The sequence below is a fragment of the Lachnospiraceae bacterium genome, from assembly GCA_025758065.1.
GTDB lineage: Bacteria > Bacillota > Clostridia > Lachnospirales > Lachnospiraceae > Enterocloster.
In genome coordinates this window covers 2,904,465-2,921,426 of record CP107199.1, presented here as the reverse complement: position 1 = coordinate 2,921,426, position 16,962 = coordinate 2,904,465, and the positions used below count along the sequence as shown (strand labels likewise).

Here is a 16,962-nt window from a genome sequence, read left to right as displayed (position 1 = left end):
CTTATACTCAGGTTCCCCGCGCATTCGCGCTCTACTGCCTGCTTTCGCAGGCGGAACCTTCGTTAATGGTCCAAGAAAAACAAATGCCACCTTCGGTGTCGCTTGTTTTTCTTTTGGACTCATTATAACATGAAAAAGGCAGATGAGCAAACTTATGTTCGCTTTTCTGCCTTTCTACCATTCTTCCTAAGAAGCTTTACATTTTAAGTTTACATTTTTCCTGTTAAGCTGCTGTTACAGCTCCAGCTGGCACTAAAGTATCCAGATATTCTTCAAATTCTGCATTATCGCCGTTCATCTGGACTGTCAGAACCCGTGCAAGGTCAAGGCTTAATACACCCAGGATAGATTTTGCATCAATGGTGACACGGTTATAGAATACGTCGATATCAAAGTCACACTTTGATGCCTCTGCTACAAAATGTTTTGCCTCCTCTGCAGATGGCAGCATGATCTTTTTTTCTTTCATTATTCAAAACTCCTTTTTTAAGGTTTTCCAGACTTGTTCAGCTGGATTTTTCCCGATTAAAATGCTTACCGTTCAGGTTTTTCTGAACGTTGAAATATATATATCACTATTATTTTTTAATGTCAAATTTTATTCCATAACCCTTATTATGCCCATTTTTCTGTTTTTTTATGTAAACTGCTGTGATTTGTTTCTGTAATATATCTGTTTTTGTGCATAAAAGAAAGGCGGTTTCCAGATTTTTGGAAAACCACCTAGATTGTTCTTGCTGCGGACAAGTATATTTTACTTTAATTTTGCACGATTTTATCGCAATTTTTTTCTTTATTTTCAGGCCTTTTCTTCCTGTTCTTCCTTTGTTTCCTTTTCAACCCACCTGTATCCGCCGGCTGTCTTCTGGGCTCCTGTAATAGCACAGGAAATACTTCTGCGGCTGATATTAAGGGTGCGGCTGGCATGCGCGATAGACAGATACTCTGCCACCACCTCACCGTCCAATGTCAGCTGGATCAACGGTCTCTTGTCATGATATCCGATCTTGCTGCTTAAGTCCACCTGAATCTGTTCCCATGGAAGATTTTCCGGGACTACTCTCCACAGATATCCCCCTCCTGTTTTCCGTTCACCATGAGCTGCTCTGGCAATAGAACCTAAAGAAACTCCCGTTGCTTCGTGGGCCAGTCTTGAACTTTTATAATCTGCGATCGGCATTCCGTCTTTAGAATACTGACGATATACATGCCCTGCTTTAATTGTCCGACTCATTTGTACTCTCTTCCTTCCACTCGTATGATTTTTTCTTCTAGTCAATGAAGTAGTCGCCATTATTTGTCCTGTTTTATTTTTCACAGAACATTATAGTCATTATAACAACTATTGGTAATTTTGTCCAGATTATATCCGAAACTTATGGAAGTTAATGTCCAAACTAACAAGGACTCCCCTGCTTCATGGCGATACATGTAAAAATGTTTCTTTTTATTACATGTCTTTCACAGAACAGATGCCTGTAGCTACCGGGCGGATCTCATCTGTATCATCTGCAGGCTTCTTTACTGGCTTTTCCTCTTCTCCCCAGGGAGTGCCTTCCTCCTGAACATCCCCGTTGTTTTTAACTTCCCCTTTTCTGTCTTTTAATGGCACAGGAAGCACAGAAATACCGTTGATCTCTACGTGTTCGTTAATCGCGATCACAAGACAGGGGCGGCCATCGATCATGCGGTTTTCCACCAGGTCAGTTTTATCAGGAGCCACCTTAATGATCACATCCGGAGTTTTGATTTCAAAGCTCCGGGTATTTACCACATTAGAAACTGTAAAACTGGTCTCAGGACCATCTTCTACGTCTGTGTAACGGCTGTCAAATTCCTGCAGCTTTTCCGGATCTGCTCCATTATTTTCCAGCAGCTGTTTTAGCTGTGTTTTATTTAATACAGGCTGAACCGGCTCGTCTTTTGTTTCTTCTGCCAGTTCACTTAAGTTTTCATGGATGCTTTTTATCGTCTCAAAATCACAGTTATCGCCCAGAGTCTCTTCTACTATAGCCTGGAAAGTCTCCTTCTGGCTCTTAGCAGACATAGGAGTATGGCAGCCCAGAACTTCATCGATCAGGGTATCTGGCAGCTGTTCTCCGTTTTTTGCGTAAAAAAGAAGGCTGTGAAGATCTGTATTACGGTCATTAAAAGCAGGAAATAAGAAGCTGGTCACAGGCGCCTCTACCAGCCAGTCACGGATCCTGTTTTCAATGGCATTTGTCATGGAATTATAGCACAGACCAGCCTTAGAAAGCTTTACAGGGCAGATAGTACACTGGATAAACTCATAAACATAGTCAGATGCATCAAACATCTCAGAACCATCTGTGGCTTTTGCAGGAATGTCATAGGCACAATGGATCAGGATAATATAATAATTCTCCCCATAATCAAAATTGGCGATGATGCGGTCATAAAATTCTTCAATCAGGCCATCGTCTTTTAACTCACTGTCACGCAGCTTTAAAAGGAAATTCTGGGTACCGCCCTCTTCCTCTGCATGAAGGGGAAACTCCATATTTAAAAGATTCTTTCCAATAGTACCGGAAAGCCCGTTTCTGAAAATAGTAAAATATTTAAAAGCCTCTTCCTCCGGAAGGGACAGAAACGCTTCTTTTAACTCTGTTTTTTTATTCTTTTCTGCATCCACATAGCAGCCACAGATCCGGCTGATGGCACAATTTGCCGGAGTGAAAAGTTTTTTTATCTCGTTACATTCTTTTTTGTTCATATGTGTATCTCCCTTGTGCAAGCTTGCGTCAGATTTTAGACCTTTGGTACATGTATCACACAAAAAGAAAAGCCCAAAAGCCATACGACTTCTGAACTTCTTTCGGGTTGGGCTATTCTTTCAAATAGTCAGCAGGGGAAGAGGGGCTCGAACCCCCATCTACGGTTTTGGAGACCGCTGCTCTACCATTGAACTATTCCCCTATGTTTTGTTTTTTCTTTCCTGTTCCCTCGAACAGATATTATAATATCACAACCTGCAATCAGTGTCAACAACTATTTTAATTTTTTTCAAAGTTTTTTCAAAAAAAGTAATTGTATGTTTTTTTCTGTTTTTTTATACAGTAATGACCCCTGAAAAACAAATCACTGCCTGTACATACTGCTCAAAAAAGAATGTGCCTTGGCACATTCTCGCGCCGAGCGCGGTCGCTTGCGACATGTTTCTTCTTCACGCGAGTGCGCATCATTGGCACGTTAGTGCCTTTTTGCGTAATAGGAAATTTCAAGGAATTTCCTATTACAAAAAAAACACCTGCACCGGATATCCTGACCCGGCGCAGGTATTTTTATCACAGCAGCCCAATAGCTTCCCGTACATTGGACACGCCGATCATGCGGATCCCATCTATGGGCTTTATCTTTTCCATATTTACTTTTGGCAGTACACAGGTAGTAAATCCTAGTTTAGCTGCTTCTGCTACTCTCTGGGCCGCCTGGGAGATCCCACGTACTTCCCCGGAAAGTCCTACCTCCCCGAAAATAAGCATGCCCGGATCCACCGGTCTGTCTTTGTAACTGGACATTAAAGCCATAACAATGGCAAGATCCAGCGCCGGTTCGCTCATGCGCATACCGCCGGTAATGTTTACATAGGCATCCAGACGGGACAGTTCATACCGGCACCTTTTTTCCAGCACTGCCATTAAAAGGTTTACACGGTTGTAATCTGTACCTGCAGCGGTTCTTCTTGGCATACCAAAACTGGTCTCTGCCACCAAAGCCTGCACTTCCAGCAATATAGGCCTGGTTCCTTCAAAGGAACAGGAAACCACTGCCCCTGAAGCTTCCTTTGGCCGGCCGTCTAACATATATTCCGAAGGATTTTCTACTTCTGCCAGTCCTTCTTCTCCCATTTCAAACACACCGATCTCATTGGTAGATCCAAAACGGTTTTTTACGCTGCGAAGGATACGATACACAGCATTTCTGTCCCCTTCAAAATAAAGGACTGTATCTACCATATGTTCCAGCACCCTTGGACCTGCTACAACTCCTTCTTTTGTCACATGTCCTACCACGAAAATAGCGATCCCCCGGCTTTTTGCGATCTGCATAAGAATACCGGTGGATTCACGCACCTGACTTACACTTCCCGGTGCAGAAGTAATCTCTTCCCGATACATGGTCTGGATAGAGTCGATCACTACGATCTGAGGCTTTTCCTGGTCGATCACAGCCTCAATGCGCTCTAAATTAGTCTCACTTAAAAAGCGCAGCTCTCCCGTCACAGTCCCGATACGGTTTGCACGCATTTTTATCTGCTTTAAGGATTCCTCACCAGAGATATAAAGCACTCTCTGACCTGCAGCTGCCAGATGGCGGCATACCTGCAGCAGCAGCGTAGATTTTCCAATACCCGGATCACCGCCTACTAGTACCAGGGATCCTGCTACAATGCCATCTCCCAGTACCCGGTCCAGTTCTTTAAAGCCAGTGCTGATCCTGTCTTCCTTTTCCAGACGTATCTCTGAAAGAAGAGCGGGTTTAGCCGCAGCCATACCCGCTCCTCTCTCAGCAGACATCCGTCCTTTTCCTGCAGCCGGTGCCATCTTTGCCACTGGTTCTTCCACCAGTGTATTCCAGGCCCGGCAGGCGGGACACTGTCCCAGCCATTTGGATGATTCATATCCGCATTCTTTACAGAAAAATGCAGTTGTCTTTGCTTTTGCCATAATTTATGCTCTCTTTACTGCTTTAACCTTTACGGAAGTTCCCTCTTCTAATTCTACGCTGACGCTTAACTTGCCGCTCATATTGGTCTTCATGCTTCCTACAGCAACATCGTCTACATATACCTCATAATCGGTATCATTTTCCAGCTGTACGGTGATCTGGGCATCCTTATCACCCTCTACTGCAAACTCTACGCTGTCATCTGTTACTTTAAAATGTTCAGCCACTGTGCCTGGAACAGACTCATAAACAAACATCTCATTGCGCTCCAGCTTTGTGATCTCATTGTAAGTCTTAACTTTATAGATATCGCCCTGATATTCAAAATCGGACTTCTTTGACTTCTGTCCTAACTTATAATCTCCAAAACTGATGGTGCCATCCTGCTCTGCGCGGATCAATTCTTCAACGACTGGCATCTTTTTATCCTCCTGCTTCTTATGTGTAAAATAAGGTATTTTTAATTATACAACAACTTCTGTAAAATAACCAGTGGATTTTATACCTTTGCACGACAAACGCACGAACAATCATCTGGCATCAATTCTGCTTTCTGTTATTTTTTAAGCTTCTAAAAGTTCTTCTAGATACTGAATTGGGCGTAAGCTAAGTACAAACCTTTTCTTTCGCATCGACAACTTATGTCTTGTTATTTGTGCCGGTTTCAAAATACTTAGGCTCCATTTCCTTATGATATTCAAATTTTGTGCCGCCAGCTTATCTATGGTTGTATTCGCATCTTCCCGGAATGTTACATCCAGATACCAGTGCATGCTTTCTATACTCCAGTGTCCTCTCACTGCACGGCTGACCTGTTCAATGTCTCCTTTTAAACTGCTGATGAAATAACGGTTCTCTATTCTTGTATTTCCTTCTTTCTTCAGCGTTTTCTTCTCCATTACTATACTGGACAGTCCTTTCCAGTTCTTTTTCTGGCTTAACCACTTTATATCCTCTGTCTGATAATACTCCCTTATCTCGATCTGACCATGTGCTTTTTCCTGGGTTTTTTTGTAATTACCTCTTTCACGGATCTCTTTTTGGAACTCTTCGTCTGAAAAGTATTCTTGTACATCTTCATACAGACTGTTTTGATTTCTCTTCAATGCCAGCACATAGTCTGCCCGTTTTTTCTTTATTTTCTCCGCTATTGCAGTCTGCGTTCCCATTGCATCGATTGTTACGATCTGGCCTTTTATCTGGATCTTGTCCAGCAATTCCGGGATTGCTACGATCTCATTGCTTTTTTCTTCAACTGCTTTTTGACCAAGGCAAAAACCATCCTCCTTACTCCATGCTGATACAATGTGGGCCGCCTTCCCATCTCCTCTTTTATTGGAACGCATGGTTTTTCCATCGATACAGATGATCTTCTTCAGCAGTTCCCCATCGTCCTGATTTAAACGATCCTGCTATTTTCCATAGAGCTGCTGCAGGATTTCTGGTGATATCATTCCCATTACGCGTCTTATTGTATCATGAGATGGTATTCCGTTTTTTAACTCTATATATTTGCGAAGATAATCCTGATAATTTTCTGCAAATAATACCATTTCTACCCAGTCATCTGCATTTGCTAATGTTGCAAACAACACAATAACAAGAATGTCCTTTAATGTATGACGAACTTTTCTTTGCTGGCGATCATCTTCAATATATTCCATCCAATCTAATAATTCTTGCATATACTAACACCCCTTTTCTTTTAATTTTAACAAAAAAGGGGCGTGTTCACAATTTATTTACTCATGCGTTTGTCGTGCTCCTGTATAGCTTCCGCTCTCCAGCAATGCTCCGGCGATTACCTCCAGGTCATTTTTTCTGGCCTGTGCATCCGTCTGCTGTTCCTCCAGCTCCTCATAAAACCGGTAACTGTTCTTACCATTCTGTTTGACATAATACAATGCCTTGTCCGCTCTTATATAATATTCTTCAAAGCTTCCTCCCTGCCTGCACATGCACAGACCGCAGGACAGGGATGCCGGTGAAGTCTCCGCCGTGACATTTTTTGCCGCACCAAAGCTATCAAACAGCTTTCTCATCCGCATGTTCATCTCTTCTTCTGATGCCTCCGGCAGATAGAACAGGAATTCATCTCCTCCCAGCCGACAAACCACTGCGTTCTCCATGCACTCTGTGAGCATTGCTCCTACCAGCCTGAGAGCACGATCCCCCGCTTTATGTCCATAAACATCGTTGATCTTCTTCAGATTATCCATATCGACAAATCCCAGACAGCCATCATGCTTCTGCATTTTCTCAAGCATCAGCTTTTCACCCTTATGACGCATAGGAAGACCAGTCAGATAATCCAGGCTTTCCCTTGCCTCTCTCTGCCTAGCCAGCTCCAGCTCGCGGATGCGGTCCATTGTCTGGATCAGCGTAACGACCAGCAGGACCACCAGTCCGGTTGCGATAAAGATCCCTGACAGTGACACCACTCGATACACCGCTATCACCTCCAGCATGACTGCAATCATGGCAGCTACCAGTCCGATCAGCGGAAGCTTGTAATGTTTCGCCGTTCCCTTAATGAGATCCCGGCAAATGGTGATAAATATTGTCAGGAACGTTCCTGCGATCACTAGGTGGGACAAGAACATTGTCGAGATAAAATCTGCGATATTCAGTAGCTGTAAGGCCGTGCATATCACAAAATTCACACAGGTGATACACTCTGCCACATGATATACCTTCCGGTACCTTCCCTGCTGCACACTGTCAATATAGAACATGATCGGAACCGGGCAGAGCATCACAACGAAGAAGCACATATTCGACAGAATAGAAGCATTGGAAACAAACAGCTGGCGCAGCTTCGATTCTCCCAGCATCCACACTGCTCCCAAGAGCATGCACCATCCCAGGTACTCCAGATCAAATCTCGTCTTATATATAATATCAAGCACCAGACTAATGATCAGCACGACCAGTCCGGCAAACAGCATGGCGCAGGCGATCAGAGTTACCATAAAATAGCGGTGGAACATATATGCCCAGATATCTGATTTATCCCCGCAATATACCTTGTTGACAACACCTGAATACTTTTTCGTAAAGCATTGCAGATCTATCCGCACTTCCTGTCCCGCATCCTCGCTGGATGTCTCGCAGAACACATACCCACTGGCAGAATTTTTCCCAAAAGGTCTGGTATTCTCCGTATCATACACCGTCCTCAGTTCCCCACTGATGTAAATGCGCACATTCTGTATGGAGGACCTGATGGCGATCGTATTTTCATGATAATCCTGTGGGAGCACTGACCGGATGACCAGAGACTCTCCGGCAGGCACATTATACCGACCCGGAATCCGAAGCTCTTCTTCCGTTCCGTCTGCCAGCACCCGGTAAAAGGTTCCGGTATAAGTAATGCTTTCCTCCGTGACCAGTTCCCTCTCACTTGGGTAAATATATTGTCCCAAAAGGAATGCCGCAAGCAACACACATATCACCACATAAAATAAAATTCTCTTATACTTTTGGATCGTATATTTTGCTTCTGTCAACTTTTCTACCTCATTAAATGATACCGGGGCTGCCCCCGCTTTTATTCCCTTATCGGGATTCTGTCCATGATCTTTCACACACTTATCAACAAGTTTATCACAAGTAGCAGGAAAAGCAACTATCCATTTCGCTCTGTAAAATGTTTATGGAAATTTCATTCGACAAATCATGCTTTCCGAAACTAAAATAGGAATGCGATACGATAATTTCATGATCCTATGAAAGGAGACAACATGATAAGAAGAATAAAAAATATTCCATCGTTTATAGCAGCTTAACAGGTAATGCCAAGGTGCTGGCTGATGCTATCCACGAGACATTACCTCAGGATGAATGTGAGTATTTCGATGTCCTTTAATGTATGACGAACTTTTCTTTGCTGGCGATCATCTTCAATATATTCCATCCAATCTAATAATTCTTGCATATACTAACACCCCTTTTCTTTTAATTTTAACAAAAAAGGGGCGTGTTCACAATTTATTTACTCATGCGTTTGTCGTGATACCTTTGCCAAAGCTTTTGGGGCTGCTGTTTTCCTTCTGGCAGCTGCTTTCTTTTTCACCGTAAAAACGAGTCTGCCATCTTCACAGCCTGCTTCCACACCGGCACTCTTTTTGATCTTTCCATCTAAAATCTCTTCTGCCATCTTGTCCTCTAACAGGCTCTGGATGGTGCGACGCAGTGGTCTTGCGCCATATTTTTCATCATAACCTTTATCAATGAGCAGTTCTTTTGCAGCCTCATTTACAGTAAGGGTAATGCCTAACTGCTCTTTGCATCTCTTTTCAATGCCCTTTAACATGATGTCAGCAATGCCCTTCATATGCTCCTTGGTCAGCTGGTGGAAGACGATGATCTCATCAATACGGTTTAAGAATTCCGGCTTAAACAGACGTTTTACCTCTTCCATCACACGGCCTTTCATAAATTCGTGGTCTGCCTTTGCATCTGTGGCAACCCCGAATCCCAGACGTTTTGGCGCAATGATATTTTCTGCACCTGCATTGGAGGTCATAATGATAATGGTATTCTTAAAATCGATCTTTCGTCCCTGGGCATCAGTGATATGGCCGTCATCTAACACCTGCAGAAGGATATTAAACACATCCGGATGAGCCTTTTCGATCTCATCAAAAAGGATCACACTATAAGGATTCCTGCGGACCTTTTCACTAAGCTGGCCGCCCTCTTCATAGCCAACATATCCTGGCGGAGAACCGATCATCTTGGAAACACTGTGTTTTTCCATATATTCTGACATATCCACCCGGATCAGGGAAGTTTCTGTGCCAAACATAGCCTCTGCAAGAGCCTTTGAAAGTTCTGTTTTTCCTACACCTGTAGGTCCTAAGAACAAAAAGGATCCAATAGGGCGTTTGGGATCTTTTAATCCGATGCGGCCTCTGCGGATCGCCTTGGATACAGCTGTAATAGCTTCCTCCTGGCCCACAACTCTCTCATGAAGGATATTTTCCAGATTTTTAAGCCGCTCTGATTCTTCCTCTGCCAGCTTTTTTACCGGTATCTTTGTCCATCCGGCTACTACATCTGCCACTTCATTTTCCCCTACTGTCAGTTTCCGGGTTTCTTTTTCTTTTTCCCATTTTTCCAGAGTCTGACGGATCTTTTCTTTTAACTTTTCCTGTTTTTTCTTAATATCCCCCGCCTTTTCATAGGCTTCTTCCCGGATGGCTGTCTCTTTTTCCTCTTCCAGCTCATCGATCTGTTCCTCGTAAGTCCTGACCTTAGCTGGTTTTGTATAATTTAACAGGCGCACCTTAGAAGATGCCTCATCAATCAGGTCAATAGCCTTATCTGGCAGAAAACGGTCATTGATATAGCGGGCAGAAAGCTTTACAGCTGCCTCTAAAGCATCATCTGTGATCTCTACCTTATGATGTTCCTCATAACGGCTGCGAAGTCCCTTTAAAATGGCAATGGATTCTTCTTCTGAAGGTTCATCTACAGTAACCGGCTGGAATCTCCGCTCTAAGGCTGCATCCTTTTCAATATACTTTCTGTACTCATCAATCGTAGTTGCACCGATCAGCTGCAGTTCCCCTCTTGCAAGGGATGGCTTTAAAATATTGGAAGCATCTAAGGCTCCTTCTGCACCGCCTGCCCCGATAATGGTGTGTATCTCATCAATAAACAGCAGCACATCTTTAGACTCTACTACTTCTGCAATGACTTTCTTAATACGTTCTTCAAATTCACCTCTGTACTTGGAACCTGCTACCATACCAGAAAGATCCAACGTCATAACCCTCTTATCAGCGATGGTATCCGGCACATCTCCTGCTGCAATACGCTGTGCCAGTCCCTCTACTACCGCTGTTTTTCCTACTCCCGGCTCACCAATAAGGCATGGATTATTTTTGGTACGCCGGCTTAAGATCTGGATCACTCTCTGGATCTCATGTTCTCTTCCGATCACAGGATCCAGCTTTCCATCTAATGCCATCTGGGTGAGATTGCGGCTGTAGCTGTCAAGAGCCGGTGTTGAACTGCCCCGCTTTCCATAGCTGCCCCGTTGCATCTCATCTTTGACGGACGGTGCATCTTCACCCATAGCTGCCAGAAGATCAATATAAAGCTTCTGGACACTGATGCCTATGGTATTTAACAGGCGGCTGGCTACACAGTCTCCTTCTCTTAAAATAGCAATAAGGATGTGCTCTGTGCCGATCTGGGCTGCTTTAAAACGCACTGCCTCTCTGTAACTGTTTTCTATAACACGGCGGGCTCTTGGGGTATAAGCAGCATTTTCTGCCATCTGCACAGAATTATCCGGAGTGATCAGCTGGCTGACCAACTCTACTACTTTTGCTTCTTCAACCCCGTTTTCCTCTAAAACCTTGGCTGCCACGCCGGTTCCTTCCTGTAAAAGGCCAATGAGCAGATGTTCTGTTCCCACGTAGCCATGGTTTAAGCTTTCTGCCATTTCCACTGCCAGGCTTAAGGCCTCCTTCGCCTGTGGTGTATATCGTTCCATTGTTGTCCTCCTTTATGTCTGTCAACCCCTAAGACCAGCTGCATATCTGTGGAAGATGTTCCCTGATATAAGCTGCTCTTACACAGTCCGTCTCATCTTTATCTAACGGCCTGCTGGCCCACAGATTTAAATTAGCCGGTTTTATGCCCACTAAAAGGCTGTATAGGCTGTTCTCCTTTTCAAAAGCAATAAGACCATCTGTTTCTCCTGCGATCAGCTGTCCGATAAAGACTCTGGCATCTTTTTCTGCCATTTTCCGGGCATATTTTAAAACTCCGTAGGATTTATAGGTTTCATCTTCTCGTTCCAGCCTTCTGGCATTTAAAGCCGCCTTTCTTACCTTAAATTCCTGGGCATTTAACTGGACTGCCGCTTTATTTACCAGCTCAATAATCTCTTTTTCGGAAAGACCTAAGGTTCTCTGGTTTGACAGCTCATACATGTTTCCGGCATTTTCACTGCCTTCTCCAAAAATCCCCCTTATAGAGGTTCCCAGTCTTCCCATATCCGCTACTATGCTCTGGAATTTCTTCAACTGGGACAGCATAGGCAGATGGACTACAGCACAGGCCTTAAGTCCCGTTCCCATATTGGTGGGAAATGTAGTCAGATAACCATATTTTTCATCATAAGCATAAGGAAAATGCTCATTGATGGCATCATCTATCTCATCTGCCTTCTGCCACAGCTTTTCCAGACAGAGCCCGGAAGACAGAAACTGCAGGCGGATATGGTCATCTGCCCCCAATAATATGCTTTCCGACTCATCTTCTGACAGATACAGGCCCTGGGCACAGGTCTTTTCCACTGCGCAGCGGTTTAAGATCCGGCGTTCCCGCAAAGCCTTCTTTTCTGCCTGTGCCATAGTCTCTAAAGGCCGGTAAAAAAGAGGCGTTCCTGTCTTTTCTCCTATATCCTTTAAACCGTCCCGCAGGCCATCTACCAGTTCCCTGCTTCCAGCCTCATCCAGACGGGAGGGAAATACATATTCATTCCAGTTTCTGGCAAGACGGATCCTGCTGTATATGATATTGGACGGCTCTTCTGATATAGCTTCATACCATTTACTCATGTACCTGACCGTCCTTTCCTGCTTTTAATGCCCTGATCTTATCTCTGCATACAGCTGCCATTTCATAATCTTCTGTTTTCAGGGCTTCTTTCAGCTGTTTTTCAAGGTCCGCAGCCTCTTTCCACCAGTCCGGTCTGGCTGTATCCATATCATTTACCGTTTTTTCTCCTGCTTCCAGCAAAACATCCTGAGGCACTTCTTTCCTGTTTCCAGCAGCACTTTTTTCTTTTCCTGCCATGATCTTAGGTATCTTGCCACGATGGCTCTCGCTTCCCTGAAGCTGTTTGATCTTATCGCTGATAAACAGATCAAACACACCATAGCAGTCCGGACAGCCGAAACGACTGTTCTGGACAAAATCATCAAAACTGGTACCGCAGGTAGGACAAACCACCCGGAAACGTTCATCGGTTTCCTCTTCATCTTCCTCCAATCCCAGAAGTCCGGACAAAAGCTTTCCTAAAGGAAATTCCCCGTCCAGCAAAGCTGTATACTGTCCAAAATCCATTTCTTTTGCACAGTGGGAACAGAGATTATGCTCTGTTTTCACTCCATTGATGATCTCAGTATATTTAATATTTGCTTCCCGAACCTTACATTTTTCACATAACATATTAATCCTCCCGGGTTTCTATATCACGCTTGGTATATCTGTCGTAGATCTCGTCAACCAGCTGATGCGCCTCGTCTCTTGAAACATCGCGGCAGATACCACAGGCCAGCACTACATCCAGATTCTGGCGCATCTCCTCAATAGCCTGGATCTTATCTATATCCAGAGAAACTACTGCACCTCTTCTCCGGTCCAGTTTTACAAAACCTTCCTGGCGGAGAACGGAATATGCCTTATTTACTGTATGCATGTTGATGCCGATATGGTCTGCCATCTGCCGTACAGAGGGAAGTGTATCTCCTTCCCGTATCATATCCGTTGCTATTCCCATAATGATCTGGTTTCGAAGCTGGATATAAATGGCTTCATCACTGTTAAAATCAATTTTTAGTACCATAAACACCCCAACTTTCAGGGGCTGCCGCTACAATAAAACCTTGTTTGCGGCAGCCCCATGTTCTTTTTATCTTTTAAGTTACATCTGTTCTACTGATAATATAACAGTATTTCTTCTCTCCGTCAAGAGTTTTTATATTTCCTCTTCTTTTGCCCAGCCATAAGCATATTTCACAGCCTTATTCCAGCCACGGATCCGCTTTTCTCTTTCTTCATCCCCAATCTGAGGCTTAAATATCTTATCGATTGCCCAGTTTTGGATCACTTCTTCCCTGCTGCCCCAGTAACCAACTGCCAGACCTGCAAGATAAGCTGCACCCATAGCGGTTGTCTCCACACATTCCGGGCGGTTCACCGGAGCATTGATAATATCTGCCTGTGTCTGCATCAGAAAATCATTGGCGCTTGCGCCGCCATCTACCTTTAAAGCTGCAAGTTTGATCCCCGAATCTGCTTTCATTGCTTCCAGGACATCGTTTACCTGATATGCAATGGATTCCAACGTGGCGCGGATGATATGGTATTTATTAACACCACGGGTGATTCCAACAATAGTCCCCCTTGCGTACTGATCCCAGTGAGGCGCCCCCAATCCTGTAAACGCAGGTACAACATAGCATCCATTGGTATTTTCTACCTTTTTAGCCATATATTCCGAATCCGGGGCTGAATCGATCAGCTTTAGCTCATCCCTGAGCCACTGGATGGCAGCCCCTGCAACGAAAATAGAGCCTTCCAGCGCATAATTGACCTTTCCATCCATTCCCCAGGCAATCGTAGTCACAAGGCCGTTTTCTGAAAAAATAGGCTTCTCTCCTGTATTCATCAGCAGAAAGCAGCCGGTTCCATATGTATTTTTCGCCTCCCCCGGTTTAAAACAGGTCTGTCCGAATAATGCTGACTGCTGATCACCTGCAGCACCTGCAATGGGAATGGGCCCACCAAGATAAGAAGGATCTGTTTCACCGTACACACAGCTGGATGGCTTCGGCTTCGGAAGGATACATTTTGGAATATCCAGTTCTGCCAGGATCTCATCATCCCACTGCAGTGTGTTAATATTAAAAAGCATGGTCCGAGATGCATTGGAGTAATCTGTTACATGGACTCTGCCTCTGGTAAGTTTCCAGATCAGCCACGTTTCCACCGTACCAAATAATAATTCCCCGTTTTCAGCTTTTTCTCTTGCTCCCGGCACATTATCAAGGATCCATTTTACCTTTGTTCCGGAAAAATAAGCATCGATCACAAGACCTGTCTTTTTCCTGAATATATCTGTCAGGCCTTTTTCTTTTAAAGTGTCACAATACTCTGATGTTCTGCGGCACTGCCATACAATAGCGTGATAAACAGGTTCTCCCGTATTCTTATCCCAGACAATGGTAGTTTCCCGCTGATTTGTGATCCCGATAGCTGTAATATCTGCCGCCACAGCACTGATCTTGTTCATTGCCTCTACTGCAACTCCCAGCATGCTGGCCCAGATCTCATCTGCGTCATGTTCCACCCAGCCTGGTTTTGGAAAATACTGGGTAAATTCCCTTTGTGCCGCACTGCACATTTCACCTTTTTCATTAAAGAGGATACAGCGGTTGCTGGTCGTCCCCGCGTCCAGTGCCATTATATACTTTGCCATATTATTTTTCCTCTTTCTTATCCTTCTTTATCAGCCTTGCAATGGCATCTACAGCTACTTTCACAGACTGCTCTGTATCATGGCACTGAATATCTTCCAGTCCTAAAGCCCGTCTGGTCTGATTTCCCAGAACTAAAAGCACAGTTCCAATACGGACTTTGCGCACTGCTGCCACAATATACAATGTAGCCGATTCCATTTCACTGGCAAGAGCGCCGCAGGCACACCAGGCATCCCATTTGCTTTTCAGTTCATCTTTTACAGGCATACTGTCCGGATCCAGCTGTCCATAAAATGAGTCTTTGCAATGGACTACACCTACATGGTACTTACAGCCATCTGCCCTTGCTGCTTCACAGAGGGCATTTATCACACCTGTGTCTGCTACTGCCGGAAACTCAATAGGAGCATACTGGAGTCCTGTTCCTTCCATGCGGATAGCCCCGTTTGCAATGACCAGATCACCGCCTAATACGTCCTTTCCCATGCCTCCGCAGGTTCCTGTACGCACAAAACACTCTGCACCACAGTGGATCAGCTCTTCCATGGCAATAGCTGCTGAAGGGCCGCCAATGCCGGTACTGCACACACTTACCATTTCTCCTTCCAGTTCCCCTGTATAAATGGTATATTCCCGGTTGGAAACAACAAAACGGGGATGATCCAGATATTTTGCGATCTTTTCACATCTTCCCGGATCTCCCGGCAGGATCACATAGCGGCCTACATCTCCCGGACGTATCTTTAAATGATATTCTTCATTTTCTGTACTATATGCAACTGGCATAAAATACCCCTTTCTTTTTTTATGTTCTCTCAGATTCTTTCTGTAATACCCTATTTTCTGTCTTTATTGTACCATATCCCCATATCGTCCGTCAAAACATAAGTAAAAAGCTATTTTTTGGAAGGGCCAGAACAGTCTCCAGAATCTCGTCCAGATCATTAAAATCATATACCGGGCAGTCTGCAAGACTTTCTTTTTCAAATCCCGGTATTTCTCCCGGTAAAAAGTCTGTTACATAGGCCTTTACAGTCTCTTTTTTGCACACACTTCTTTTAGATACCTCCCGGCGCATAACTTCAATTTTAGGATAAGCAGAATCTTTCATCCCTTCAAGAAGGATAAGGTCTGCATCATTAAAATACCCAAAAAAATCTGCTGCCTGATGCCCTGTTTCCTCTTTTACAAGGCAGAACCGTTTTTCTGAATACACCACTGTTCCATAAGCCCCAGCCGCTTTGTGACGGTAACTGTCCGTTCCCGGCACATCCGGGATAAAATCATGGCCATCGTGTTTGATCACTGCCACCGCCAGCCCCCGGTGGGACAATTCCCTTACCAGTGTTTGGGTCAATGTAGTTTTTCCTGTATTTTTCTTTCCGCTGACTGCAAATACAGGTGGTCTTTTATCTGCAAGTTCACTTAAAGCCATAGGTGTGTTTACATTGGTAAACCATGTATCGGGTACATGTTCCTTTTCTGTTTCCAGGATCTTTACCCGCAGTTTTCCTAACAGATCCCTTACTCTTCCATTTTTTTCCAGAAGCTGCTTTTCAAGGACAGGTATACACCCCGATGAATACCAGCCGCACACAGGATGGATCCTGCCGTCCCTTGTTTTCCAGATCACCGCATCCACATCTATATTCTTTTCTGCTTCTTCCAATGCCCGTTTCCCAAGATAAAAATGAAATAATGGCATATCACAGGAAACAAAAAACAGACCTGCCATCCCCACCTGTTTCAGACAGGAATAAATCCCCCCTAATGGCCCTGCATCAGGGATCAGATCTGGTATTACCTGGGGATCCCCGCTTTTTTGGGCCTCTGACAAAAAAAGGGGCAGATCTGACTGCTCCAGTTCTTTTCTGATCCTCTCTTTAAAACTTATTCCCCTGTAAAGAAGCTCTGCTTTGTCATTGCCGCCCATGCGGCTGGATCTGCCCCCTTTAAGCAGGACACAGCCAAATTTCTTCATATCCAACACTTTCTCCCTATAGCCCCTTTCTGATGCACTGCAACGCAAAAAGAGCCATGAACGGCT

15 protein-coding genes, 1 tRNA gene and 1 pseudogene are annotated in these 16,962 nt (G+C 44.4%); 1 reads left to right on the top strand and 16 read right to left on the bottom strand.

Features of this window, described 5'->3' with window-relative positions; translation table 11 throughout:
- Positions 1 to 223: 223 nt before the first annotated feature.
- From OGM16_13575 to OGM16_13535, 9 genes are all read right to left on the bottom strand, one after another.
- Positions 224 to 469 carry an HPr family phosphocarrier protein gene (locus OGM16_13575; protein UYJ45825.1) on the bottom strand — a complete coding sequence of 82 codons (246 nt, stop codon included), beginning with the start codon at positions 467 to 469 and terminating at the stop codon, positions 224 to 226.
- 330 nt (positions 470 to 799) lie between these two features.
- Complete coding sequence (locus OGM16_13570) at positions 800 to 1,234, bottom strand: hypothetical protein (GenBank protein UYJ45824.1); 435 nt, start codon at positions 1,232 to 1,234, stop codon at positions 800 to 802.
- Between the two features lie 216 nt (positions 1,235 to 1,450).
- Complete coding sequence (locus OGM16_13565) at positions 1,451 to 2,734, bottom strand: DUF4317 domain-containing protein (GenBank protein UYJ45823.1); 1,284 nt, start codon at positions 2,732 to 2,734, stop codon at positions 1,451 to 1,453.
- 132 nt (positions 2,735 to 2,866) lie between these two features.
- Positions 2,867 to 2,937 (bottom strand) — tRNA-Trp (locus OGM16_13560).
- Between the two features lie 368 nt (positions 2,938 to 3,305).
- Complete coding sequence (radA, locus tag OGM16_13555; GenBank protein ID UYJ45822.1) at positions 3,306 to 4,688, bottom strand: DNA repair protein RadA; 1,383 nt, start codon at positions 4,686 to 4,688, stop codon at positions 3,306 to 3,308.
- Between the two features lie 3 nt (positions 4,689 to 4,691).
- Entirely contained in the window at positions 4,692 to 5,108 is a 417-nt protein-coding gene (locus tag OGM16_13550) for an endosialidase (GenBank protein UYJ45821.1), read from the bottom strand.
- A 144-nt stretch (positions 5,109 to 5,252) separates the two neighbouring features.
- Positions 5,253 to 6,035 (bottom strand): ISAs1 family transposase, encoded by a 783-nt coding sequence (locus OGM16_13545; GenBank protein UYJ45820.1) that lies wholly within the window; start codon positions 6,033 to 6,035, stop codon positions 5,253 to 5,255.
- A 66-nt stretch (positions 6,036 to 6,101) separates the two neighbouring features.
- Positions 6,102 to 6,374: a transposase family protein gene (locus tag OGM16_13540; protein UYJ45819.1), complete on the bottom strand. Its 273-nt coding sequence runs from the start codon at positions 6,372 to 6,374 to the stop codon at positions 6,102 to 6,104.
- A gap of 57 nt (positions 6,375 to 6,431) precedes the next feature.
- On the bottom strand, positions 6,432 to 8,198 hold the full coding sequence (locus OGM16_13535; protein UYJ45818.1) for a GGDEF domain-containing protein: 1,767 nt from the start codon (positions 8,196 to 8,198) through the stop codon (positions 6,432 to 6,434).
- Between the two features lie 260 nt (positions 8,199 to 8,458).
- Between OGM16_13535 and OGM16_13530 the strand changes: the two are divergent.
- A pseudogene (locus OGM16_13530) lies at positions 8,459 to 8,551 on the top strand (flavodoxin family protein).
- 132 nt (positions 8,552 to 8,683) lie between these two features.
- On the opposite strand, the gene OGM16_13525 reads toward OGM16_13530, so the two are convergent.
- From OGM16_13525 to mobB, 7 genes are all read right to left on the bottom strand, one after another.
- Positions 8,684 to 11,197, bottom strand: coding sequence for an ATP-dependent Clp protease ATP-binding subunit (locus OGM16_13525; protein UYJ45817.1), 2,514 nt, complete (start codon positions 11,195 to 11,197; stop codon positions 8,684 to 8,686).
- A 28-nt stretch (positions 11,198 to 11,225) separates the two neighbouring features.
- A complete protein-coding gene (locus OGM16_13520; protein ID UYJ45816.1) occupies positions 11,226 to 12,269 on the bottom strand; it encodes an ATP--guanido phosphotransferase in 1,044 nt (347 codons plus the stop codon).
- On the bottom strand, positions 12,262 to 12,882 hold the full coding sequence (locus OGM16_13515) for a UvrB/UvrC motif-containing protein (protein UYJ45815.1): 621 nt from the start codon (positions 12,880 to 12,882) through the stop codon (positions 12,262 to 12,264). The genes OGM16_13520 and OGM16_13515 overlap by 8 nt, the downstream gene beginning before the upstream one ends.
- A gap of 1 nt (position 12,883) precedes the next feature.
- Positions 12,884 to 13,279, bottom strand: coding sequence for a GntR family transcriptional regulator (locus OGM16_13510; GenBank protein ID UYJ45814.1), 396 nt, complete (start codon positions 13,277 to 13,279; stop codon positions 12,884 to 12,886).
- 132 nt (positions 13,280 to 13,411) lie between these two features.
- Positions 13,412 to 14,914, bottom strand: coding sequence for a glycerol kinase GlpK (glpK, locus tag OGM16_13505; protein UYJ45813.1), 1,503 nt, complete (start codon positions 14,912 to 14,914; stop codon positions 13,412 to 13,414).
- Position 14,915: 1 nt separating this feature from the next.
- The gene (udp, locus tag OGM16_13500) at positions 14,916 to 15,701 is read right to left on the bottom strand and encodes a uridine phosphorylase (GenBank protein UYJ45812.1); all 786 of its coding nucleotides are present in this window, start codon (positions 15,699 to 15,701) and stop codon (positions 14,916 to 14,918) included.
- A gap of 91 nt (positions 15,702 to 15,792) precedes the next feature.
- Positions 15,793 to 16,896 (bottom strand): molybdopterin-guanine dinucleotide biosynthesis protein B, encoded by a 1,104-nt coding sequence (mobB, locus tag OGM16_13495; protein UYJ45811.1) that lies wholly within the window; start codon positions 16,894 to 16,896, stop codon positions 15,793 to 15,795.
- Positions 16,897 to 16,962: the final 66 nt, after the last annotated feature.